The 22,743-nt window shown below is 39.2% G+C and carries 18 protein-coding genes; 10 read left to right on the top strand and 8 right to left on the bottom strand.

The window, feature by feature from the left end; all coding sequences use genetic code 11:
• Positions 1–721, bottom strand: a 721-nt coding sequence (locus K345_RS0112600; RefSeq protein ID WP_028974460.1) for a hypothetical protein, incomplete at its 3' end; no start/stop codon positions are given.
• Positions 722–892: 171 nt separating this feature from the next.
• On the opposite strand from K345_RS0112600, the gene K345_RS0112595 reads away from it, so the two are divergent.
• The 3 genes from K345_RS0112595 to K345_RS0112585 are packed head-to-tail and all read left to right on the top strand — an operon-like array spanning position 893 to position 3,610.
• Positions 893–1,750 (top strand): sulfide/dihydroorotate dehydrogenase-like FAD/NAD-binding protein, encoded by an 858-nt coding sequence (locus tag K345_RS0112595; protein WP_028974459.1) that lies wholly within the window; start codon positions 893–895, stop codon positions 1,748–1,750.
• The gene (gene gltA / locus K345_RS0112590; protein ID WP_028974458.1) at positions 1,751–3,241 is read left to right on the top strand and encodes an NADPH-dependent glutamate synthase; all 1,491 of its coding nucleotides are present in this window, start codon (positions 1,751–1,753) and stop codon (positions 3,239–3,241) included.
• Complete coding sequence (locus K345_RS0112585) at positions 3,242–3,610, top strand: hypothetical protein (RefSeq protein WP_028974457.1); 369 nt, start codon at positions 3,242–3,244, stop codon at positions 3,608–3,610.
• Here the strand turns inward: K345_RS0112585 and K345_RS22435 are convergent.
• Together K345_RS22435 and K345_RS20995 are read right to left on the bottom strand one after the other, a co-directional pair.
• Positions 3,596–5,719 (bottom strand): methyl-accepting chemotaxis protein, encoded by a 2,124-nt coding sequence (locus K345_RS22435; protein ID WP_053228288.1) that lies wholly within the window; start codon positions 5,717–5,719, stop codon positions 3,596–3,598. The genes K345_RS0112585 and K345_RS22435 overlap by 15 nt on opposite strands.
• 81 nt (positions 5,720–5,800) lie before the next feature.
• Complete coding sequence (locus K345_RS20995; RefSeq protein WP_053228287.1) at positions 5,801–7,294, bottom strand: Do family serine endopeptidase; 1,494 nt, start codon at positions 7,292–7,294, stop codon at positions 5,801–5,803.
• Positions 7,295–7,392: 98 nt separating this feature from the next.
• Here K345_RS20995 and K345_RS20990 point away from each other — a divergent pair, with 98 nt between their 5' ends.
• From K345_RS20990 to K345_RS0112550, 5 genes are all read left to right on the top strand, one after another.
• Positions 7,393–8,073 carry a 2-phosphosulfolactate phosphatase gene (locus K345_RS20990; protein ID WP_053228286.1) on the top strand — a complete coding sequence of 227 codons (681 nt, stop codon included), beginning with the start codon at positions 7,393–7,395 and terminating at the stop codon, positions 8,071–8,073.
• A gap of 81 nt (positions 8,074–8,154) precedes the next feature.
• Positions 8,155–9,294 carry a DUF4349 domain-containing protein gene (locus K345_RS0112565; protein ID WP_028974456.1) on the top strand — a complete coding sequence of 380 codons (1,140 nt, stop codon included), beginning with the start codon at positions 8,155–8,157 and terminating at the stop codon, positions 9,292–9,294.
• Positions 9,294–10,262 carry a DUF4349 domain-containing protein gene (locus K345_RS0112560; protein WP_028974455.1) on the top strand — a complete coding sequence of 323 codons (969 nt, stop codon included), beginning with the start codon at positions 9,294–9,296 and terminating at the stop codon, positions 10,260–10,262. The genes K345_RS0112565 and K345_RS0112560 overlap by 1 nt, the downstream gene beginning before the upstream one ends.
• 130 nt (positions 10,263–10,392) lie before the next feature.
• Entirely contained in the window at positions 10,393–11,778 is a 1,386-nt protein-coding gene (locus K345_RS0112555; RefSeq protein WP_037572178.1) for a M20/M25/M40 family metallo-hydrolase, read from the top strand.
• A complete protein-coding gene (locus K345_RS0112550; protein ID WP_028974453.1) occupies positions 11,768–13,240 on the top strand; it encodes a YfcC family protein in 1,473 nt (490 codons plus the stop codon). Before K345_RS0112555 ends, K345_RS0112550 begins: the two co-directional genes overlap by 11 nt.
• On the opposite strand, the gene K345_RS20985 is transcribed toward K345_RS0112550, so the two are convergent.
• From K345_RS20985 to radC, 5 genes are all read right to left on the bottom strand, one after another.
• The gene (locus K345_RS20985; protein ID WP_053228285.1) at positions 13,218–14,372 is read right to left on the bottom strand and encodes an MFS transporter; all 1,155 of its coding nucleotides are present in this window, start codon (positions 14,370–14,372) and stop codon (positions 13,218–13,220) included. The genes K345_RS0112550 and K345_RS20985 overlap by 23 nt on opposite strands.
• A gap of 102 nt (positions 14,373–14,474) precedes the next feature.
• A complete protein-coding gene (locus tag K345_RS0112540; RefSeq protein WP_028974452.1) occupies positions 14,475–15,572 on the bottom strand; it encodes a sugar kinase in 1,098 nt (365 codons plus the stop codon).
• A gap of 17 nt (positions 15,573–15,589) precedes the next feature.
• Positions 15,590–16,249 carry a bifunctional 4-hydroxy-2-oxoglutarate aldolase/2-dehydro-3-deoxy-phosphogluconate aldolase gene (gene eda / locus K345_RS0112535; protein ID WP_028974451.1) on the bottom strand — a complete coding sequence of 220 codons (660 nt, stop codon included), beginning with the start codon at positions 16,247–16,249 and terminating at the stop codon, positions 15,590–15,592.
• 213 nt (positions 16,250–16,462) lie between these two features.
• Positions 16,463–17,683, bottom strand: a complete 1,221-nt coding sequence (locus K345_RS20980; protein ID WP_053228284.1) for an MFS transporter — start codon at positions 17,681–17,683, stop codon at positions 16,463–16,465.
• A 263-nt stretch (positions 17,684–17,946) separates the two neighbouring features.
• Positions 17,947–18,564, bottom strand: a complete 618-nt coding sequence (gene radC, locus K345_RS0112525) for a RadC family protein (RefSeq protein ID WP_169714814.1) — start codon at positions 18,562–18,564, stop codon at positions 17,947–17,949.
• A 203-nt stretch (positions 18,565–18,767) separates the two neighbouring features.
• Between radC and K345_RS0112520 the strand changes: the two genes are divergently transcribed.
• Both K345_RS0112520 and K345_RS0112515 read left to right on the top strand, forming a co-directional pair.
• Positions 18,768–21,287, top strand: a complete 2,520-nt coding sequence (locus K345_RS0112520; protein WP_028974449.1) for a glycoside hydrolase family 88 protein — start codon at positions 18,768–18,770, stop codon at positions 21,285–21,287.
• Positions 21,288–21,433: 146 nt separating this feature from the next.
• Positions 21,434–22,714 carry an ABC transporter substrate-binding protein gene (locus K345_RS0112515; RefSeq protein WP_028974448.1) on the top strand — a complete coding sequence of 427 codons (1,281 nt, stop codon included), beginning with the start codon at positions 21,434–21,436 and terminating at the stop codon, positions 22,712–22,714.
• Positions 22,715–22,743 lie beyond the last annotated feature (29 nt).

Here is a 22,743-nt window from a genome sequence, read left to right as displayed (position 1 = left end):
TCTGCCCATCTGTATAGAATTGAGAACCATTGTTTAGTTCTTTACTTATATTGTTATTATCATCTCTAAAATAGTAATACATACCTACATACTCTTTATCTTTATCATAGAAATTAACCCATCCATCATATATAAGATTACTATTGGCAGAAAACGTAATTGTGTAACTAGTCCCATTCTGTTTAGCAGAAAGATTTTTTGCTGTTGGTATCATAGGCGCATAACCAGTAGTATTAAAAAGTGCAGGATCTATTGTAATATAATTATAATCCTTGTCAGTTGTTGATCCTGGAATTGGCAAGTTCATGCTTATGGTAGAAGTAGAATCATCAACCATTGTGAACGTGAATGTATACACTCCAGTGCGCAGTGTTGATCCTATTTTCCCATAATCAAAGGAATAAATGTTTTTCTTAATTCTCACACTATTTGATTTCCAGTCCAAATCACTTTGTCCTATACCATTCCAGGTTGATTGACCATCAGTAAACTCTATGCTTTTAAGTTGAGATTTATTTCCTGTGTAATCGAATCTCCATGAGACCGCCAATAAATCGTTCTCACGATTTTTGGGGAAGTAGTCTTTATCATAATTGTATAATTTCCATTCGATATTTGATACCTTAAAACGGTTATCCTTTGATGTTGTGGCTGTATCACTACAACCCAAAAACAGTATAAGAAACATCAGACCTATTAGCTTTTTTAGAGTTTTTTTCATACCTTAAATCCTTAAATAATTTTAATTGTGTTTTTATTGTACACACTATTCAGGGATATTTATAGATTTTTATTTTTTCTGGTCTTTCCAATATTCTGTTATAATGTCTTGATACAATAGGATTTTAAGTGTTCTAATTGTTACTTTATTCCTAAGGGAAGAGAGGTGTGTGTGAATAAGATAATTGAAAAGCAGCAATTGACGGATGGTGTCTTTCGAATGACTTTTGAGTCTCCTCTTATTGCTTCTAACAGGAAGGCTGGGCAGTTTCTCATCATCCAATTAGATAAAGATTATGGTGAACGTATTCCCCTTACCATAGCTGATGCAGATGCCCAAAAGGGTACGGTGACTATAATCTTTCAAACCGTTGGTAAAACAACCTCTGATTTGTCCTTACTAGAACCTGGTGATTCTATTGAGAATGTTCTAGGTCCTTTAGGGACTCCCACTCATATTGGCAAGGTGGGGACGGTTGTTTGCGTTGGGGGAGGAATCGGTGTGGCTCCTCTTCATCCCATTGTTCAAGCCTATAAACAAGCAGGGAATAGGGTTATTACTATTATCGGAGCTCGTAATAAGAATCTGCTGATTATGAAGGAAGAGATGTCCCGGTGGAGTGATGAATTGATTATCTGTACAGATGATGGATCTTATGGTCGTAAAGCTTTGGTGACTGAACCTCTTAAGGCTCTCTGTGAAGAGGGAGCCGTTGATGAGGTGGTGGCCATTGGCCCTCCTATTATGATGAAGTTTTGTGCGGAAACAACGAGACCATTTCAGGTTAAAACGACTGTATCTCTTAATACCATCATGGTAGATGGAACTGGGATGTGTGGTGGGTGCCGGGTTACTGTAGATAATAAAATTAAATTCGTCTGTGTTGATGGTCCTGAGTTTGATGGTCATCTAGTGGATTTTGACAATATGATGTTAAGACAACAGTCCTATAAAAAGCAGGAAACCAAGGCTAATCACCAATGTGTGATTGATAAACAAGCAGAACTTCTTCAGAAGAGGGACCATTAAATGCAACATAAAACACCAGAATTGTTATTAAAGGATGCCCAAACACTATGGGATACCATGGATATTTCTTCCTTAAATGCCAAATCCAGAATGGCTATTCCCCAAATGGATATGCCTAGTCAGGATCCGAAAGTACGGGCTCATAATCAGGAAGAGGTTGCTTTGGGGTACTCACCAGTGGCCGCTCAAGTGGAAGCCCAACGCTGTCTGGATTGTAAAAATAAACCTTGTGTGCAGGGCTGTCCTGTAGGAATCGATATCCCTCGTTTTGTTAAATTAGCAGGAGAAGGGAAGTTTCAGGAGGCCGTTGATACTATCAAGGAATCTAGTCTGCTTCCTGCTATCTGTGGCCGTGTTTGTCCTCAGGAAGTACAGTGTATGGCCAAGTGTACTGTTGGTAAGGGGCTAAAAGATCCTATGAAGTCTGTGGCCATCGGCCGTATTGAAAGATTCTTAGCCGATTGGGAACGTAATCGAGGAGCTGTTCAGACTCCCCAATGTAAACCTGATACGGGTAAGAAGGTGGCTATCGTCGGTTCCGGTCCCGCTGGATTAACAGCTGCAGCGGATCTGCGTAAACAGGGGCACCAAGTGACTGTCTTTGAAGCGTTTCATAAGGCTGGCGGGGTTATGATTTACGGTATTCCCGAATTCCGTTTGCCTAAGCAAATTGTTGAACAGGAAGTGGCTAATCTTAGGTCCATGGGTGTTGATTTTCATATGAATTATCTTGTGGGCCGAACCAATACTATTGAAGCCTTAATGACAAAGGAAGGTTTTGATGCCGTATTTATTGGTTCCGGGGCGGGGCTTCCCCGATTTATGAGTATACCAGGTGAGAATCTTATAGGAGTGTTTTCTGCCAATGAATACCTGACCAGGGCTAACTTAATGAAAGCCTACGATAAGAACCATGTGGATACGCCCATCTATGACTCCCATAAAGTGGCTGTCCTGGGCGGAGGTAATGTGGCTATGGATGCGGCGCGTATGGCTTTACGTCTTGGAGCGGAGCAAGTCAATGTGATCTATCGGAGAACAAGACAGGAAATGCCTGCCAGAGCAGAGGAGATCGAACATGCTATGGAAGAGGGGATTAACTTTCACTTTCTTGCTAATCCTGTAGAAATCCTTGGTGATGACAAGGGGCATGTAAAGGCGATTAAATGTCAGAAATACGAATTGGGCGAACCCGACTCTTCTGGTAGAAGACGTCCTATGCCTATTGAGGGCAGTGATTTTCTCCTGGATATGGATACGGTAATACCTGCTTTAGGCAATGTGGCTAATCCTCTGATACGCCAAACCACTAATGATTTGGAAGTGAACAAGTGGGGTAACATTGTGGTAGATGAAGACAATAGGACTTCCATAAAAGGTGTTTATGCTGGTGGTGATATTGTTCTTGGTGCTGCCACGGTTATACTGGCCATGGGTGAAGGCCGGCGTGCTGCTGCTGCCATAGATAAGGATTTTAGGGAGAAAAATTAGATGGACGAATTAAATGTTCCCCCTCTCTTGGTGAAGATCAAGAAGGCTCAGTTCATAGGTCGGATCGCTTTGATATCCAGTGCTGGTATTGTTTTGATTAATCAGACACTTCCTGGGCTAATCGCCTTCGCTGTTGTCTTTATATCGGCTTTTGTCTTGATACTTGTTTCCTCCATTATGGCCATGATCAAATGTAAGAAATATCAAATCTTCTGGTGGAAGAGTGATTTTTATCCCATCAATGAAGAGACAAAGGTTTTCGCCCAAAGGTTTCATTACCGTAATATTCTGAGTCTATTATTGCTTGTCTTATATGTAGCCATTCTCGGAAATATGTTCGTTCGTTTGCTTGCTTTACTCAGTCAATAAATGGTGATCCTTGTCAGTGATTGTGAACTTAGATATTTGACCTTCCAACTGATCGGCCTGTCCCTTTAATTCTTCTGCGGCAGAAGCACTCTCTTCTGCTGCTGCAGAATTGCTTTGGGTGACGGTGGATATGTCATTTAGAGCGCCATTGACTTCTATGATTTGGGAAGCTTCCTGTTTGCCACTCTCTGTCATTTGATTTAAACCACTGGATATTTCTTCCACTTTACTGACGATTTCCTGGAATTTGGCAACAGTTTCATTAGTCATATTATTAACAGATATGATCTTTTTTACCGTCTCTTCCATCTTTCCACTTGTTTCTACTGTAGCTTTTGCAGAACGGCCGGCTAAGTTTCTTACTTCCTCTGCCACGACCCCGAAACCTTTTCCATATTTACCGGCTCTAGCAGCCTCTACATTGGCATTGAGGGCTAAGAGGTTTATTTGGAAGCTAATGTCATCTATTATTTTGACAACAGACTTGATTTCATTTGTGGAATCATTGATATCTTTCATCAAATTAGCTAATTCGTTGAGCTGTTTGCCCCCGGATTTAGCTAAGTCTAGAACTTCATTACTAAATTGTGCTGTTTTATCTGATATACTTGCATTTTCTTTAATAACCCTTGTCATTTCATCCATCATGGAAGTCATTTGTTCTAAGGCTGCCGCCTGTTCGGTAGCTCCCTGGGATACGGACTGACTTGATTCCGCCAGATGATTGGACGATATGGTCACTTGATCTATAGCTGAGTAGATACTCTCTATCATTTGGGTGAGGAATATTTTCATACTCATGAGGGATTGTCCTAAATGATCTTCCTCACTGTCCGTATGATAGTCTGAACTTAAATCTCCCTGAGATATCTTTTGTAATTCTTCTGTTTTGTGTTTTAAAGAACGTCGCATGGTGGTGAAACTGGCACCCAGTTCTCCTATTTCGTCATTGCGTTTGATGAGAACATTTTGATCGAAGATGCGTCCTATGGCTATTTGCTTAGCTTCCTCTGTCAGAAAGCGAATTGGTTTGGCAATGGTATTGGCAAATAACAAACTGAGAATCACCCCTAATCCCAGGGATATTAGTCCAATCATAAGGATCCAGAGACGTACCTCGTTAAGACTATCCAGGAACTCTGATTGATAACTGGAGGGACCAATAAGCCAATTCAGTTCTGGCATGTATGTTATGGCGGCTACTTTGACACGGGGTTTCTTTTCCCCTTCATCAATCCAGGAATAGTAATAGATTAATGCGCTTTCTTTGTCATATTCTTTTCCCAGGGTCAGCATTTCCTTCATAAAATAATGTCCATCGGCATCTGTCAGATTAAGAATGTTTCTTCCATCAGCACTCCGACCTTCTGATACAACATAATCTCCTTCGGAGTTAATGATCCAAATGTATCCTGATTTGCCTATGACTTTTTGGGCTATTTCATCTTTAATACTATTAATGTAGTCCTCTCTCAATGTGGAACCTTGGAACTCTGATAGATAAGACCCGGCTCCGACAATTAATCCCAGTTCTTGAATATAGGTTATGCCTGTGATTTTGTTCTCAACTACCCCAGTGTCAGGGCGATTCCATGGGTATTGAACATATAACACTTGATCATTGCTCAGCTTTTGTCCCTCTTTGATTATTTCCTGCACAAAGTAGTTACCTTCGGTATCCTGGGCTTCCCATATGTTTTCACCATCCCGTTTTCTATTGGCTGACACTATATAGTTTCCTTTAAGGTCTATAACAAAAACATATCCTGTGGTCCCTACTTTTATTTGGGCAATATAGTTGTATAGTTCTTCTCTGTTTTCATTAGCTTCGGCATTGAAAAGGATAAACCTTCTCGTGCTTTTGCTTATCGTCGCCAGGTTTTGTTTAATGAGAGATTCTTCCCGTTCTTCTAGTATCTTGAGCTCTGACAGGGAGTGGGAGATCTCCCTTTTCCATGCTAAAGCCTGAGTCTTAAGATTCAATTCTACTTCTGAAATGAGGGCCTTTCGGGCTATGACGTATCCTGCTGTTCCTATAGTTATAATGGGAATCACTAATAGAGTGAGTGTAAAGAACAGTAGTTGGTCACGAAGTTTTAATTTTATCATGCTCGAATTCTAATGAATGCTTTTTTATATTGCCAATAAAAAAGGCAGCCGAAGCTGCCTAGAAAGCTAGAAAGGAGTTACTTATAAACCTACCCGGAATGTACTTCCGTTACGGTAAATTTCAAATTGGATGTTATTAGGTTTTTCCTGATTTAACTCTTGGTAGAAGTCAGATATATCAGAAACCTTTTTGCCGTTGATTCTGGTGATGATGTCACCTTGTTTTATGCCGGCAATTTGAGATCGGGAATTGTTGATAACATAAGCTATAACAACACCTTTTACTCCGGAATTAAGCTTTAGCTGGTCACGAACATCTTTATCCAAATCTACGATAAAGAATCCAGGCCAGAGCATTTTGTTGTTTTGTGTATCCTTTTCATCCCGGGCTTCAAACTTGATAGGTAGAGTTAAGGTCTTACCATTTCGAATTACTGTTAAGTCTTTGACTGTTCCTGGGGCGAGGCTTCCTACTTGTTGGGTTAGGTGATTTTTGTCTTTAATCTGTATGTTATCAACTTTGATGATTAAGTCACCAGGTAATATTCCACCTTTGTAGGCAGGCGAGTCCAGGAATAGTTGGGATACAAAGGCTCCCTCTTTATCGTCTATCTTAAGAGCTTTTGCAATGTCAGTGATACCTGCTTCATTAACATTACCTATGGACACTCCCAACCAGCCATATTCAATTTTACCATGTTTGATAAAGGCATCCACCGAACGTTCAACTACATCAACAGGGATAGCAAAGCCAATCCCTACACTTCCTCCAGATTGACTGGCGATCCATGTATTAATACCTACTAAGTCTCCTTCCAGGTTGACTAGAGCTCCTCCGGAGTTTCCTGGGTTAATAGACGCATCTGTCTGAATATAGTCGGTAAAGTCAGCTATCTGCGAGCCGACTGTTGCCTTTCGACCTAAAGCGCTGATGATTCCCTGTGTGATGGATGATTCAAATCCTAAGGGATTTCCTACTGCAAATACAATGTCTCCTACTCTCATATTATCCGCTTTGGAAAGAGTAGCTACTTGTAGGTTATCCTTTGTTTCAAAAGAAACGAGGGCTAGGTCTGTACGGGAATCTTTACCAACTAATTTTGCCTCATATTCACGTCCATCATAAAGTTTGATATTGATTTCATCTGCATTCCCAACAACATGATTATTGGTTACAACATAGTATTTTTTTCCGCTTTTACGAACAATAACACCAGAACCAAGGCCTTGTTGTCGTCGTTCTATTTCTCTTGTTCCTTCCTGACTTTGACCATCTTTGCCAGAACCATCCTGATTCTGGTTTGGTCCAAAAAATCCAAAGGGTGAGTCACGGAAAAAATCAAAGGGAGAAGTAAAGTTAGGTACTCTTTGTTTGATGACTTCAGTAACGTTGATTTCTACCACTTCTGGTAGAACCTCATCTGCCACACCTCGATAGGTATCCTGTAAGGCATACATAATGTCCTTGGATGTAATGGGTGTCGAAAGCTTAACGTCAGGTACGTCAGCTATAGCAGGTATAATCGTTAAGACAGCCAAGAGGCCTGCTAGGAGAAAAGGTTTTATAGTTCTCATTTTTGATCCTCCTGATCATTGATATCTAATAACTAAACTTAAAATAAAAAAAGTGGTTACACTTTTGTAGTGTTTTTTTTTGTGCTAAGGTCTTTTTTATGAAAGTAAACATATACAATCCCACCGATGATCCCGAAGGCATTAATGGTTTTACTATTGTCGTTGATGTGTTCCGGGCTTTTTCTATGTCTTACTATGTCTGGGAGAATAATCCCAGTAGCTATTTATTAGCCACGTCAATAGAGGATGCCTTTGCCTTATCTAAGCAATATGAGAATTCTATTCTTATTGGAGAACGGCAGGGGATTATGATTGAAGGCTTTGATTATGGTAATTCTCCTACTGATATACAAGGTAAATCCTTTATTGGGAAGACTATAATTCATACAACAACGGCAGGAACAAAAGGGGTCAGTGTTCAGAAGCCCACTAACCATGTTGTGGTAGGAAGTTTTGTTAATATGGGTGCTTTACTCAAATTAATTAGGGAATCCAAACTTGATATTGTTAATATTTATTGCACAGGAACAACTGTGGATGATTCTTGTATTGAAGATTATCTCTTTGCTGAGTATATGAAAAGTAAGCTTCTGGGACAGTCAGTAGATTATGAAGAAGTTATGACATTCTTAAGAAATAGTAGTGGACAGAAGTTTATTAAAAATCCTGTTGGACCTTATAGCGATTTTCTATATTGCCTTGATGTGAATCGTTTTAACTATGTTTTGGAGAGGCAGTTTTCTAATGATCAAGTTATCTGTCTTAATAAGAAATCTTAGAATGATCGTTCATTTAGAGATATATTTGTTTGTAACAAGTGTTAAAGAAGTTCACTTATCTTATGTAAAAGGAGTATATAGATGAATAAGTTTGTCCTACTAATGACAATGGTTGTCATTTCTCTTACATCCTGTGCCAGCTATGAGCATATGCCTGTAGAAACAGGAAGGCAAAATGATGAAATAGTGTTTGAACAACAAAATAAGCTTATGTCTTCTTTAGATATGTCTAAAAAGGAAATAGTAACAATTGATCAAGAGAGGTCAGCATTGCAAGCTGAAGACCTAATACAGAGTAATCAAGATAGAAAACAGATCTATAATGGATATGTTAAGTTATTAGTCGATGATGTAGAGTCCATAAGACAGGAAGCAGAAGATTTAACCCTGGCTAATGGTGGATATATAGAACAGTCCTATCAAACTTATATCGTACTAAGAATACCTGTTGACCTATATGATTCTGTATTCCTCCAAATTCAAGGATTGGGACAATTGTTGAGTATGAGTGAAACCACCCAGGATATTACTGATTCCTTTCAGGATACGAAATCTTTGTTAGAAACTTCTGAGAAGACACGAACCAGATTGTATGCTTTATTGGAAAAGAGTACAGATCCTGAAGAGAGAGCAAAGATTCTAAGAGAGATTGGACGACTCACAGAGGAGATCGAAAATATCAAACAAAGAATCGAAGTGATGAATCAGTTAGCCTCCTATTCTCAAATCACATTAGAATTACAACCAAAAGTAGAGCCCGCCTTAACAGAGGAAGATATACCTTTTCCCTGGATCAAAGATCTAAATCCCTTGTATCCCGTCTCGGATGTGCTTAAAGCAAAGGTAAAACTATCTCTTGGCGGAACCTGGGCTGTCTTTGATAAGGCAGATTATTTCAATGGAGAAGATGCCTCTGGTCATTCTATTAGAATATCTTCTGTTCCTAATGAACCTAAAGGTGATAGTTCTTTTTGGCAGTTAGCTCTTCAATATCATTTATCTGATTATTATAAAAGCGCAGACTTGGGAGAAGAATCTTTTGGAAATCAGAACATCAAATCTGTTACCTTCATTAGTAAAGATCGTGAACCCTATTTGTATTATGTTGGTGTGATTACTGATAAGAAATGGATACACATAGTTGAGTATTTCAGTCCAACCCTTGATGAATCAGGATTAGATCAGTTTATGGATGTATTAGAAAGGGGAGAAATAAAATAATGAGAAAAGTTATTACCCTGCTATTATTAAGCTTTGGTTCTTTATGTTTGTGGGCAGAGGAGTCTTTCCTTTCCTATAGTATTGATAGCCAGGCACTCGTTAAAGATAATCTAAATGCCGCCAATGAATTGGTTAAATGGACAGAAGGCCATAGGGGGTATTTCATTCTAAAATCCACAGATCGAGTCGAACTTCGTATACCCAATGAAGAATTGATCAGTTTTAGAGAATACCTGTCTGACTATGCGGAAGACCTGATAAGATGGGATCAAACCTCTAGTGACCTAAGACAATCAATCCAAAGTAATAAGGCTTCTTTAGAAGCTAACCAGGAGATATTACAAAAAAATCTTAGCTACTTAGATTCTTCAGAGGTGGAAGGCACCTTAGCTCTTGAACAAGAGATACGTCGTTTGATGAATCGTATTGATTACAATAAGGGGTCTTTGAGACGTTTAGATAATGATCGAAAGTACGCTTATATTTCTGTAAGTTTATCTTTTCAGGATAATAGTCTACCCGAGTACCGCTCCTCTCCTTTTAACTGGATTAATGATTTGGATATGGCCCATTTTATTAATCAATCGGTGATGAAGCCGGGTTTTAGTTTTTGGGGTCCTAAAGTCGTTTTGCCCAAAGGTTTTGCTCTTATCGATGATAAACCTGTTTTCTTAGCCATGTCTCCTGAAGGGGCTAAATTAAGGGTCAAGACTGTAGATAATTATCCTGAACAGGATATAGATTTTTGGCAGGAGACTTTAATTAACCATTTAACGTCACGGGGATATACATTAATTAATTCCAGCGAGGCTCCTTCCTTTATTGCAGATCAGGGCTTCACTGTCTCCTTGTGGGGATTAAAGTTGGGCCAGAAGGAATACCTCTATTCTGTTGGTATCAGGATTCATAAGAAATCCATTGAAGTCCTGGAGTTAGGTGGTGATCGGGAAGTTATGTTAGACTTTTAAAAAACTTTAGTCACTATACAAGAAGCAAGCAGTCCCGATAGACTAAAAGGATATGATGTATTTAGTTGTTCTGGGCTGCTTTTTTATTTTTATAATCATACTGGGGTTGAGGACGGTAGGAGTTCCTCCTTTGATTCCTCTGTCTCAGAAAGATCTTGGATCTGATCATGAGTGGGAAGACAGCCTTAGACGTTTTAGACAATTTTTACAGATTCCTACTGTTAGTTATCAGAATAGGGACGATATGGAGGAAGGGGCCTTCCTTTTATTCCAAAATACTCTTAAAGAACACTATCTCAATAGTCCTGATGTTGATTGTTTTTTTCCTGATCCTTATCAAATTATCATTCATTGGAAATCCTCAAGTGGTAATACAAATAAGCCCATTCTATTATTAGCCCATTATGATGTTGTCCCAGTTAAAGAAGAACTTTGGATTCATAAGCCCTTTGGAGCAGACCTGGTAGAGGGGTACATCTGGGGACGAGGTTCTATTGACACTAAGATTACCCTTATAGGTTTAATGGAAGCTCTGAAGAACTCACAGGAAAATGGTTTAACTCCTAACAGAGATGTATGGTTCGCCTTTGCCGGCGATGAAGAGACGAAGAGTATAGCTGCTAAGTCCATGGCGGCTTGGTTCAAGAAGAGGAACATCTATTTTGAATGGATTCTTGATGAAGGAGGGGCTATTGTTCATGATGTCATTCCAGGCTTGAGCGAGCCTTTAGCTCTTGTGGGTGTAGCAGAAAAGGGGAATGTTAATTGGTTAATAACTAGTGAGTCCAAAGGTGGTCATTCCTCGTCTCCCCCTCCAGAGTCGGCCCTTGGACAAGTTAGTAAGGCCTTGAGTCTCCTCGAAAAAAAGAAACGTTATACTAAGCTTCCTTTTGCGGTAAGGGATTTTTTCTATTATTCCTCTTCTCTTTTTCCTTTTCCACAAAATGTGATTATGGCTAATCTATGGTTATTCCAACCTTTATTGGTAAAGATATTAAAATCCCGTCCCTTAACAGCGGCTCAAATCCAATCCACTATAGCTGTTACCATGAGTGGGGGGAGCTCTGTTCCCAATGTTCTACCTACAAGGGCTTGGGGGATTATTAATTCCCGACTTCTTCCTGGTGATACCATTAACAAGGGTCTTGCTCGCTATCGAAAAATCCTAAAAGACACAGGTGTTTATATCGATATACAGGATCCTGAGGAAGGATGCGATCCTGTTTATAGTGACGATAGGAACGGCCCTGCCTATAAAGAATTGGAGTTATTCCATCGTTCCCTGGAAGGATTAGTCGATGCGGCTGGTGTTGTGCCTTATCTCAATATGACGACTACTGATAGTAAATATTATAAAGACTTAGGAGATCGTGTTTATCGCTTTTCTCCTTACTTGTTAAGTTCTGAAGAATTGGATTTAATGCATGCTCCTAATGAGCGACTGAGTGTTGATAATTATAAGAGAGTCGTATCTTTCTATACCCATTTATTACAGGAAATTTGTCATGAAACCTGAAAAAGACTCTATGGAACTGAAGGATAGTAGTTTAAAAGTAGGAGTCCGGTCCTTTCTTATGGCTCTTGGTATCTTGCTTGTATTGATGATTGCTAGTGGTGTTATGACCAAAGTTTTACCTGCAGGACAATATGATCGTACAGTAGAGGGCTCAAGAACTTTAATTATCACTGGTAGTTATCATCCTATCCCTCAACCAGAGTATCCCTTTTGGCGTTGGTTTACTGCTCCAGTTGAGATTCTATTTAATTCGGGAGCTGTTACCCTTTATACGATCATTCTATTCCTACTCTTCGTAGGAGGCTCTATCACAATCTTGGAACGTATTCATGTGATGGATGTGTTAATGGATAGTCTGATTAAGAGATTTAAAGATCGCAAATACCTTCTTATGGGTATTATGATATTTGTTCTGATGCTCTTGCCTTCATTCTTGGGTGTCTATGAAGGTCTTGTTCCTCTGATTATTTTTATTGTGCCTATGGCTAAGCGCTTAGGGTGGGATAGCCTTACAGGTTTGGGTATGTCCTTACTCCCTATGGCCTTTGGTATGGCTAGTGGGGTGACTAATCCTTTTACGGTAGGCGTGGCTCAAACGATAGCTGATTTACCCCTATTCTCTGGTGCCTGGCTGCGACTGATATTCTTTGTTATTACTTATGGGTTTGTTTATGCCTTTGTTGCTTTCTATGCGCGGAAAGTGGAGAAAGACAGGAATAAAAGTCTCTCTTATCAGGAAGATCATTTTGATACGATAGACGTTGATACAGAACTGTCTGACAAAGGGATATATTCTCCTAAGTTATATAAAAGCCTTTCATGGTTTTTGGTTTGTATTTCTATGGCTTTTGCTGTGATTGTGGGTACGGGTTTTATTCCTCAGTATTCCTTTCTGGCCTTCCCTTTAATGGGATTAATGTTTGTTATCGGGGGAATAGGCGCCGGGCTTATTGCTGGCTATTCCTTATTGAAGGTTGGACAGATCTTTTTGAAGGGATGGCAATCTATGGTGCCTGGTGTTATCCTTATATTATTAGCTTATAGTGTGAAGTACATAATTGATCAAGGTGGTATTACAGATACGATACTATATAGATCCGCCACTGCGATCAAAGGTGCACCTCCCTCTTTGTCTGCTCTTCTTGTGTATGTTATGACTTTAGGTATGAACTTTTTTATTGGATCTGCCTCAGCTAAGGCCTTTCTTATGATGCCTATTCTCGTTCCCCTGGCAGATCTTGTAGGGATAACAAGACAAACTGCTGTACTTGCTTTTGGTTTTGGGGATGGCTTTTCTAATATGCTTTTTCCCACCAATCCTTTATTACTGATAGCCCTAAGTCTTACGGTTATATCTTATCCTAAGTGGTTTAGATGGACTCTGATCCTACAAGCTTTCATGGCCGGATTGTCTATTCTATTTTTGTTTATTGCCACTTCTATTGGCTTTGGGCCTTTTTAGATAGAAACAGAGCTAAGGACAAGGAGGCTAATAGCAGTAAGAGGTAGAGGGGGGCGATAATAAAAGCCGCTTTCAGTCCCCATTGATCTCCTACCATTCCCATTAGCAGGGTGGCTGTTGAGTAACCAGGTACACCAAAGCAGGATAATAGTATCATCATCATTGTAGAATCAACGGGAACCAATCGAGCGGAATAGCTCTGTAAGGAAGGCCATAAAGGGGCCAAGCTTATTCCAATAAAGAGAAGAAATATAATTAATAAGGGCAGAGTATTAATTAGAAAGAAGGTAGCGCTTATTCCTAAGGCTGCTAAGCTTGTTCCTATTAATATCTTCTTTAATCCCCATCTATCACTGAGACGGGACGCATTAATTCGACCAATAAACATACCCAGTGCAAAAGACGCGATTCCCAGGGATGCTGCTCTGGGAAGATTTCCAAAGTCCAGTTCAATATAACTTGCTGTCCAAAAAGCAAAGGCTCCTTCCGATCCTCCTGCAAAGAATAAAGCCATTCCCATTAGCCAAAAGACAGGATGGAGGAGTATTGATTTTAATTGTTTGATATTAGCCCCGGAGGGAGTCCAGAGCTTCCGTGTTTTTAAAGGAAATAATATAGCTGGTATAAGGAATAATAATCCTAATACAAAGAAGGGCCAACGCCAGGATATTCCTCGGCTTAGTAATTCTCCAACCACAATAACCGTTAAAAAGGTTCCTGCAGGCCAGAAAGCATGGAGTTGATTCATTTTCTTACCACTGTCCTCGGGGTGCATATCTTCAACTAAGGGAGTCAGTAATCCTTCAAGGAGTGAGGCTCCCGAATTAAGGATTATGAGGGCAAGGATAGCGGTCCAAAAAGTATTCACTCTTGAAAATAGGATAAGTGCTGTGCTGGCTATGATGACAGCCATTCTAAGAAAGGGAACTTTATGAATACGTGAGGCATAAATACTAGATAACAAAAGTAAAAGAAATTGTGCCATGGCAGGAATAAAACCCAACAGTCCACCTTGTGTAAGGTTTAAGTCGAGCTCGGTACTAATTGTTTGTAAGCTCAAGGGTAGTAGAATAGCACTGGAAGAAAAGAGCAACATAGTTAATCTGGCTGTGTTATCAATACGTTTTATCATCGTACTAAATTCTCCTTCCTTATAAGAAAAAAATCCCCGATACAGCTATGTAGCATAGTCTGTTTCGGGGAATATTAACAACAAAAAAGTTGAAATTATACTTTAACGGTCTACTCGGGCACCGCCACCGCCAACGATTTTTTCTACTTCTGATAGACTTGCCATTGTGGTATCTCCAGGGGTAGTCATAGCCAAAGCTCCGTGAGCTGCTCCATAGTTAACAGCTTTATCGGCATCATTGTAAGTTAAGAATCCATAAATGAGTCCAGAGGCAAAGCTATCACCACCACCAACACGGTCCATGATCTCTAGATTTGGTCTATGGGTGGCTTCAAAAAATTCCCCGTCATACCAGGAAATGGCACCCCAGTCGTTTACTGTTGCTGTCTTAACACCACGCAATGTTGTGGCAGTTGCTTTAAAGTTAGGGAAAGCTACTACAGCTTTTTTGATCATGTTCTTAAAGTTATCTGTTTTAAGGTTCGTAAGGTTGTCATCTGTTCCTTCAACTTCAAAACCTAGACAAGCTGTAAAATCTTCTTCATTCCCGATCATGACATCCACATATTGGGCGATTTCTTTATTAACTTCCTGAGCTTTTGCTTCACCACCAATGGCTTTCCATAAAGAGGGTCGGTAGTTAAGATCATAAGAAATGATAGTTCCATATTTCTTAGCTGCTTTCATGGCTTCGATAACAACTCCTGGAGTTGTTTCAGATAGAGCGGCAAAGATTCCTCCAGTATGAAACCATCTGACACCTTGAGAAAACAATCCTTCCCAATCAATATCACCTTCTTTTAACTGGGATACTGCAGTGTTTCCTCTATCAGAGCAACCAACAGCTCCTCTAATTCCAAAGCCACGTTCTGTAAAGTTGAGTCCATTTCTTGTATCTCTACCACAACCATCATATTTGACCCATTTGATATAAGAAGTATCAACACCGCCCTGAAGGATCAGGTCTTCAACTAATCTTCCAACTGGATTATCCGCGAAGGCTGTTACAACAGCTGCTCTTTTGCCAAAGCATCTTCTAAGTCCTCGGGCTACGTTATATTCTCCGCCCCCTTCCCATGCTTTGAATTCTCGTGTTGTGTGTATTCTTCCTTCACCTGGATCCAGTCGCAACATGACTTCTCCCAGGGATACAATATCGTATTTACATTCACTTTCTGGTCTTATGGTTAACTTAGCCATATATATCCTCTTTATTATTAGTTCTTAGATGCTAATAGGACAGCATCCTTTACTATTGATCGAATTTTGTCCCAGCTACCTGAATTAATATCATCAGCCTTACCTACCCATGTTCCTCCAGAACAAACAACTTGTGGAAGGGAGAGGTAATCACCGAAGTTCTCAGGTTTTACACCACCAGTAGGCATTACTTTAACACCAAGGTGCTTATAGGGGGCTGTAACATTGGAGATCATTTTCACCCCACCAGCTGCTTCTGCTGGAAAGAACTTAACCATTCTGATTCCGAATTGCATGATTTGTTCAAGCTCAGAAGGAGTACAAAAACCAGGGAAGAAGGGATAAGCATTTTTTACTGCTTCTTCAACAACAACTGGATTAAAACCGGGAGCTACAGCGAATTGGGCACCTGCATCGAAGGCTTTGTGAAGATCTTCAACATTAAGTACTGTACCAGCTCCTAATACTAATTCAGGAAATTGCTTAGCGGCTTCTTTAATAATTCCCTCTGCTGCTTTTGTCCTGAATGTGATTTCTGCTGCTTTTAATCCACATTCATCTAATATCTGACACATCTTAATTCCATCTTCTACTTTTTCGATGGCTAAGACAGGAACTACTTTTACTTTGCCTAGAGCTTCTACAACAGCTTCCGTTTTTTCATGAAAATTACTCAAATTTCCACTCCTAATGTTTATTTTATTTTCTAACTTGACCATGCTTCTATCAGGATCGCACTCTGTAGATAAAACCTGTGAGGGAAACAATTATCTGTCAAGAGACGCCAGCATAATAACATAAAGAACTACAGGTCTCTATATTTTTATAGCCTTATCCTCCTGTAAGACAAAAAGTGTTTATCAGGTAAAATTATGTGGTGACTAAAAGATCTATCCCTCTGTTCTTTTGTTTCTTAGAAGAATCAGGAAAATAAAAGCAATTAGCGTAGCAACAGCAAGGAAAATCAGCATAGAGAAGAATACTGCAGGTATTCCATAGTTTATACTGATGAGAGAGCCTATCATTGGGGCTGCAAACCATCCCATATTACCTACAGTTGTCTGAACTCCAAAAATGAGACCCCGTTTATCCGATGGGACGGCACTAACAATTTCTGATTGAATTAATGGCTCTATTCCTCCCATAAAAAAAGTTGCAAGGACAAAAAATACAGAAAAGCCAAAAATACTTTGCACAAAAGAAACAGGAATGCTCACAATGGTCGCTAAAGCAAGAAGGAGAACGACAATTTTCATCCTCTCAATTTTATCACCCCACCTTACAATGGTAATAGAGGCCAGAGCTGTCACTCCTCCTCTTGCAAAGGATATCAAGCCTGTGATAGAAGCGGCTCCTGATATTTTACCTAACAAATCCTGTACATATAAAGGGATAAAAGGAATGGGAAGAACTCGTGAGAACCTTAGTATTAATATCATTGCTAAGGAACCTATTATGGTAAAAGTGAAAATACTATTCCTGTGATTTCTATTTCCAGACTCTCTCTCTTTTATTTCTTCTTTATTGTCCTCTTCTGGTGCTTTGAGTTCTTGAACAGCTATGAGAACCAGGAAAAATCCAACCGCTAGTATGGCCGCTCCTATGACAAAACTCATTCTGTATCCTAGCCATTCTGCAGCTAATCCCCCAAATAAAGGGCCAATGGAAATACCAATGAAGTTCGAGGATGCTAAAACCCCTAAGGCATAGCTGAGTTTCTCTTTTGGTGTTCCTACAGATACTAAAGTGGCGGCTGCTGTCATTGTTCCCGTTAGTAAACCCTGTAATAATCTTAATATAATGACCTGTTCTACAGAGGTTACAAAACTGAGAGCTGTTAAAATCACAGTTCCAAAAAGCATGGCTCTTAATAACATGATCTTTCGCCCATATCGGTCTGCAATAAATCCCCATATGGGGGCCATCACAGCCATTGTTAAAGCAGGTGCGCTTGAAATGATCCCTGTCCAAAGCTTTAGTTGATCACTGTCTGTAACCCCGAGATCTTGAATGAAGTAGGGTAAAAAAGGAAGTCCAAAATTAAATCCTCCTAAACTTAACACTTGTGCTACCCATATAATCCAAAGGTTGCGTTTCCAGTTTTGGTGCATAAATTACCTCTTAAAATGAGAAATGGTCTTCTTCGGTCTCTCTAACCTTAATTGCTAGAGTGAGAAATGAGGATAAAGTCTAATCTTACTTGTATGCTTTCCTGATAAGAGTTATGAGATCGTTTGACCATTTCTCAATAAATCCTAAGGGGAGGATAGTCCTTTTTCCAAATCAGGTTAATACCACACTAACTAAAATTTAAACTAAAGGATACCAAGCTTAAAATATGCTGTTTACCTATGAATAACAATTACAATAAGTACTATGTGTTTTCTTTAATACTATAGAAATCAGTATCTGAGAATATAATGTGATCCAGTAGGGGAATTCCTAATAATTCTCCTGATTCATTTAAGCGCTTAGTTACTTCCATGTCTTCTTTGCTAGGCTTGAGGTTTCCGCTGGGATGATTATGCGTCGCAATAACAGCCGCAGCTTTATCCTGAATAGTAGGATTAAAAAACTCTCTAGGATGGATCAATGTACGATTTAATATTCCTATACTAATAATATGGGTATTAATGATTTCATGGGCTCCATTCAGAGTGAGGCAGATGAACATTTCTTTGTCATTACGAAAAAGATGTTTTATCGCCATGTAGGCCTCTTCAGGATTTTTAATTGTTTCATAAAAAGGTCGATATCTTCTTCTTGAAAATTCTAAAGCTGCTTGTATCTTACAACTCTTAGCTTCTCCGATTCCGGCTACACCTGAGATATTGGGAATGGCTGTTTTTACAAGATTTGTATCCAGATACTCAAGCAGTCTATAAGCTATGTCCACTAAATTGTACTGCTTGTTTCCGTGGCCTATTAAAAGCATCAGTAATTCTACATCTGTTAAGTTAACAATGGGTTCCGTTTTTAATCTTTCTCTCAAATTTGGTTTTTCACCTATAATTACGTTATCATATGAATAATTCATATAGATGAATACAGGATAAATATACATTCTGATTTAGACATCTTTACCCAGGAATGCTCAGAGGATTGCGCATAAAATGCGCATTTCAAGCCTAAGGTGGACAAAAAATGAGCTATTTTGCATAAAATTAGATGTTAAAATGGATATAGGAGTTATTAATGAGTTATTTGATTTATTCTTTGGAAAATAATAAATATATAAATAGGTTCCTAGTCAGCCAAGTTCATGAAGAAGCTATTCACGGTGACCCGGTAGCCATTGAAAAAGAAGCGAATGTATGGGAAGGTTCTGTTGGAGCCGCTTCACATCTTAATCCCATTCGTGAAAACTTCATTAAAGAAAGGCGCCTGTCTTCAGATGCATTACCTTCCTTTACTCAAAAGGATGCTGATGGTTCAATTCTTTGGGGACATAGTGAATCACCATTAATTGTTAATTTTCCCTACTCCAATCCATTCATTACAAACACAGGTTTTTGGTCAACATCTACCTGGATAAAATCCGTAGCCTATACCATATTGGAGGTTCCTTCAGATTGTCACATTGAATGTGATTTTGCCGTATCCGGAGGAGCCTCTCTTTGGCTCAATGATAAGTTAATCATCAAACATGAGCCTTATATACGTAATAAATTTGAAACAGCTACCATTGTTCTTCCTTTGGTTGCAGGTGAAAACACTCTTATTGTCCGCTGGGATGATTTTGCAGAACGGGATACAGAAGCCTCATTTTCCCTATGCTTTAAAGAAGAACAACCTGATTTCAAGCAAAAGATTTCTGTTGGTAATCGGGACATAGAAGCCATTAAAGCTGTAGAAAAAGCTTTAGGCGATTTAAGTTGTGAAAGTGGTCACGTTAATAGGGGAGACGTAAAACTATACTGTCCTAATCCCTTTGATGATTCAGAATTGAAGATCTACATTGAAGGCGCCACAGAGGAAAATGCCATGGTTGGTGATTTGTGTCAGAAAGAAGCTGTATTTGCTCCTGGTTCGTCTGTTGCTAATCTAGGTGCTTGTGAAGATTTTCCATATGGTTATTTACAATTTGACGCAAAAACAGAAGTACAAGGTTTAGCCATCAGCTACCACTTAGCATTTGAAAACTTTCCCCATTCCCTATTGCCGACTCCTTCGGCAACTATAGAAGAGCGAAAAAAACAGGCTTACGAGTTCCTTGCTCAATATGGGGAACGTAATGGGAACAGGGCCATAGCCATATTATATGCTGGTGGCGATCAAAAAGAATTTGAAGACCTCATAAAAAGACAGATTACTTTTATTAATAATCGTAGTGATTGTAGCGATTTTTATATGCCCTATTTACATCACATAATGAAGTCTCTATCAGACCATCCCTTTGTGACTAAAGAAATCAAAGAAGAGATAAAAGCTTGTATTCTAGGTTTCCGATACTGGTATGATGAACCTGGTGATGATGCTATGTGGTTCTATAGTGAAAACCATGCTCTCATGTTCCATATCAGTCAATTGATTTGTGGGGAACTGTATCCTAATGAAATCTTCACCAATAGTGGTATGACTGGTATCGAAATGCAGAAGAAAGCCCTCGCTTTGTTAGATGAATGGTTTGAAGTGTTTTTCTCTATAGGGTTTACAGAGTGGAATAGTCCTCCTTATTTACCAATTGATTCCTTAGGTTTTGCGAGTTTATATGCACAAACCGACAATGAACGAATGCGTGAGAACGCAAAGAAAGGATTGGACTATTTGTCATGGATCTTAGCAGTCTATTCTCTGGAGGGAGCATTTAGTACTACATCAGGAAGAACATATCATAAAGAGTTGTTTGGTAATCAATCTAATTGTCCTTCTTTTATAAACTGGATTGATTGGGGAATTGGTAATCCCTCTCATGCAGGAAAAGGGGTTACAGCCTTGTGTTATTCTGATTACATACCCCCAAAAGAATATGAAGAATTTGTTAGGGTCCCTAAAGGGAAAGCTCTTCTTGCCCAATCAACTCATGGTTATAAGGGTCATGCGGATGTATACACATGGAAAACTGCAAATTACATCTTGAGCAGTGCCAATGATTTTAGAGTAGGGGAAAGGGGCTTTCAAGAAGATCCTATTCACATGTTGTTTAGTGCCAATGAACATATATGGGTAAGTCATCCCGGAGAACACTCCATATTTGGCCATGCCCGTCCTTCTTATTGGGCTGGAAACGGTACCTTGCCCCGTGTTAATCAATACCAATCTTTTGCTTCAGCTATTTACAATATTGATCCTGAGCATTCAGTGTCCTACACTCACATATATATACCAATAAAGGAATTGGCCTCCTATCAACAAAAAGATAATTGGATATTTGTTGAAGCGAAAAACGGTGGTTATGGAGCGATATATGCTTCTCAAATACCAGAATTACAAACCTATGGTCCGTACAAAGATAGAGAGTTTATTGTTCAAGGTCGTAAAACTATCTATCTCTTTAGAGGAGGTAGTCAGGCCTGCCATGGATCATTCGAAGAATTTATTTCCCTAATACTTTCTACACCTTTGACCTGTAATGAATTAAGCTTTGAGTATGTAGATTCCACTTTAGGTAACATTAAAGGAAGTTGGAATCAAAGCATCACTGTTAATGGTAAAGAAGTTGAATACAAAGGATTTGATCCCAAAGGCTTAAATACCTGGTGTGAGGAAGTTTGAAAAAGCAATAAATGCGAGTAAATAGATGTTTTCTTGGCAATTTAATTGTAGATTTGAAGGGGAATCGACCCTTTATACTAAATTTATATAGGGGATTTTTTCTCTCTAAATAGAGAAAGATCCCAACAAATTAACGGAGGTATTTTATGAAAAAGTTTTTCTCAGCTCTCCTGCTCTCAAGCATCTCTGCTGTATTGCTTTTAGGGATGGTAAGCTGTAGTAAAGAAACTTCTGGTAGTACTGGGCCAAAAGAACTTAAAGTTATGTTAAGTGAAGAACCTAGTACCGGCGATGCTTTGTCTGAGGCCCTCAATAGATGGGCTGAAGCAACTGGTAATACAGTTAATATTATGGTTATCCCTTATGATGATCAGTTAACTAAATTCCCATTGATGGCTAAAAACAATGACTTACCTGATGTGATTGCCACAACACGTTTGTCAATGTTGTATCCTGATGAGTTCCTAGATTTAAGTGAATACTTCGATAGAGCATTATTCGAACAAAGTGCGATCGATATGATTAACCAAATCTGGGATTCCGATGATATATATGCTCTACCACAACAATTCACAATTACTAACGTTTATTACAATGCTGATGCTTTCGAGAAAGCTGGTATTGCTGTTCCAACAGTAGACAATCCCTGGACTCTTGAAGACTTAGCAAAAAATGCTAAATTACTTCAGGAAAAAGGTGGAGTTAAATACGGAATGGCTATGGATGCCTCTAGAGCTCGTTATGATAACCTAATGTATGTAAACGGTGGATCTCTAGTTGAAAAAAATGGAGCTAAATTTTCTGTAACAGTAAATAGTCCTGAAAACATCAATACTCTTGCTGAGTTTGTTGAATGGAATAATGAATTTATGCCAAAAGCTATTTGGGCTGGTGGTACTAATGATAATCCTGCTGACTATTTTAAGAATGGAAACGTGGGTGTTTACTTCTCAGGAAGCTGGAACTACAACACTTTCTATACACAGATCAAAGACATGAATTGGGGCGTAATGCCTTCACCAGTTGGTCCTAACGGTGGTAGTTCAATTCTTGGTGGTAGTGGTTTAGCTGTTCCAACTAATGCAGAGAATGCAGAATTGGGTATAGAATTCCTTAAATGGTTCTACAGCGAAGACAATTTCCAAGAGTACTTGAATACAGATAAGGGACTTTCTTCTATGGTTGGAATAACTTATTCCCCAGAAGATCCTAAGGTGAAAGAAGACTATAGAGTCTTACAGTCTGAGGTTCCTAAACTTCCCAATGCTTTTGTTGTTGATGAGAGCTCCATGTGGAGAAACTACTATGACAACGAATATCGTGATGCATTAAAGCAAGCCGTAAATGGTGATATTACTCCTAAAGCTGCACTTGATGGTTTTGCTCTTCTATTATCCAAAAAGTCCGGATGGGCTTTAGAATATTAATTAATATTCGGGTCGCCTTTTGGCGATCC

Source organism: Spirochaeta cellobiosiphila DSM 17781 (assembly GCF_000426705.1).
GTDB lineage: Bacteria > Spirochaetota > Spirochaetia > DSM-17781 > DSM-17781 > Spirochaeta_E > Spirochaeta_E cellobiosiphila.
The sequence above is the reverse complement of the archived record's forward strand: the minus strand, read 5'-3'. Positions and strand labels throughout refer to the sequence as shown.

Bases quoted from the DNA above. Each gene is read 5' to 3' on its own strand.
- K345_RS0112515 (WP_028974448.1), top strand. From the start codon at position 21,434: ATGAAAAAGTTTTTCTCAGCTCTCCTGCTCTCAAGCATCTCTGCTGTA.
- K345_RS20995 (WP_053228287.1), bottom strand. From the start codon at position 7,294: ATGAGAACTATAAAACCTTTTCTCCTAGCAGGCCTCTTGGCTGTCTTA.
- K345_RS0112550 (WP_028974453.1), top strand. From the start codon at position 11,768: ATGAAACCTGAAAAAGACTCTATGGAACTGAAGGATAGTAGTTTAAAA.
- K345_RS20980 (WP_053228284.1), bottom strand. From the start codon at position 17,683: ATGCACCAAAACTGGAAACGCAACCTTTGGATTATATGGGTAGCACAA.
- K345_RS22435 (WP_053228288.1), bottom strand. From the start codon at position 5,719: ATGATAAAATTAAAACTTCGTGACCAACTACTGTTCTTTACACTCACT.
- K345_RS0112585 (WP_028974457.1), top strand. From the start codon at position 3,242: ATGGACGAATTAAATGTTCCCCCTCTCTTGGTGAAGATCAAGAAGGCT.
- K345_RS0112520 (WP_028974449.1), top strand. From the start codon at position 18,768: ATGAGTTATTTGATTTATTCTTTGGAAAATAATAAATATATAAATAGG.
- K345_RS20985 (WP_053228285.1), bottom strand. From the start codon at position 14,372: ATGATAAAACGTATTGATAACACAGCCAGATTAACTATGTTGCTCTTT.
- K345_RS0112560 (WP_028974455.1), top strand. From the start codon at position 9,294: ATGAGAAAAGTTATTACCCTGCTATTATTAAGCTTTGGTTCTTTATGT.
- K345_RS0112565 (WP_028974456.1), top strand. From the start codon at position 8,155: ATGAATAAGTTTGTCCTACTAATGACAATGGTTGTCATTTCTCTTACA.
- K345_RS20990 (WP_053228286.1), top strand. From the start codon at position 7,393: ATGAAAGTAAACATATACAATCCCACCGATGATCCCGAAGGCATTAAT.
- gltA (WP_028974458.1), top strand. From the start codon at position 1,751: ATGCAACATAAAACACCAGAATTGTTATTAAAGGATGCCCAAACACTA.
- K345_RS0112540 (WP_028974452.1), bottom strand. From the start codon at position 15,572: ATGGCTAAGTTAACCATAAGACCAGAAAGTGAATGTAAATACGATATT.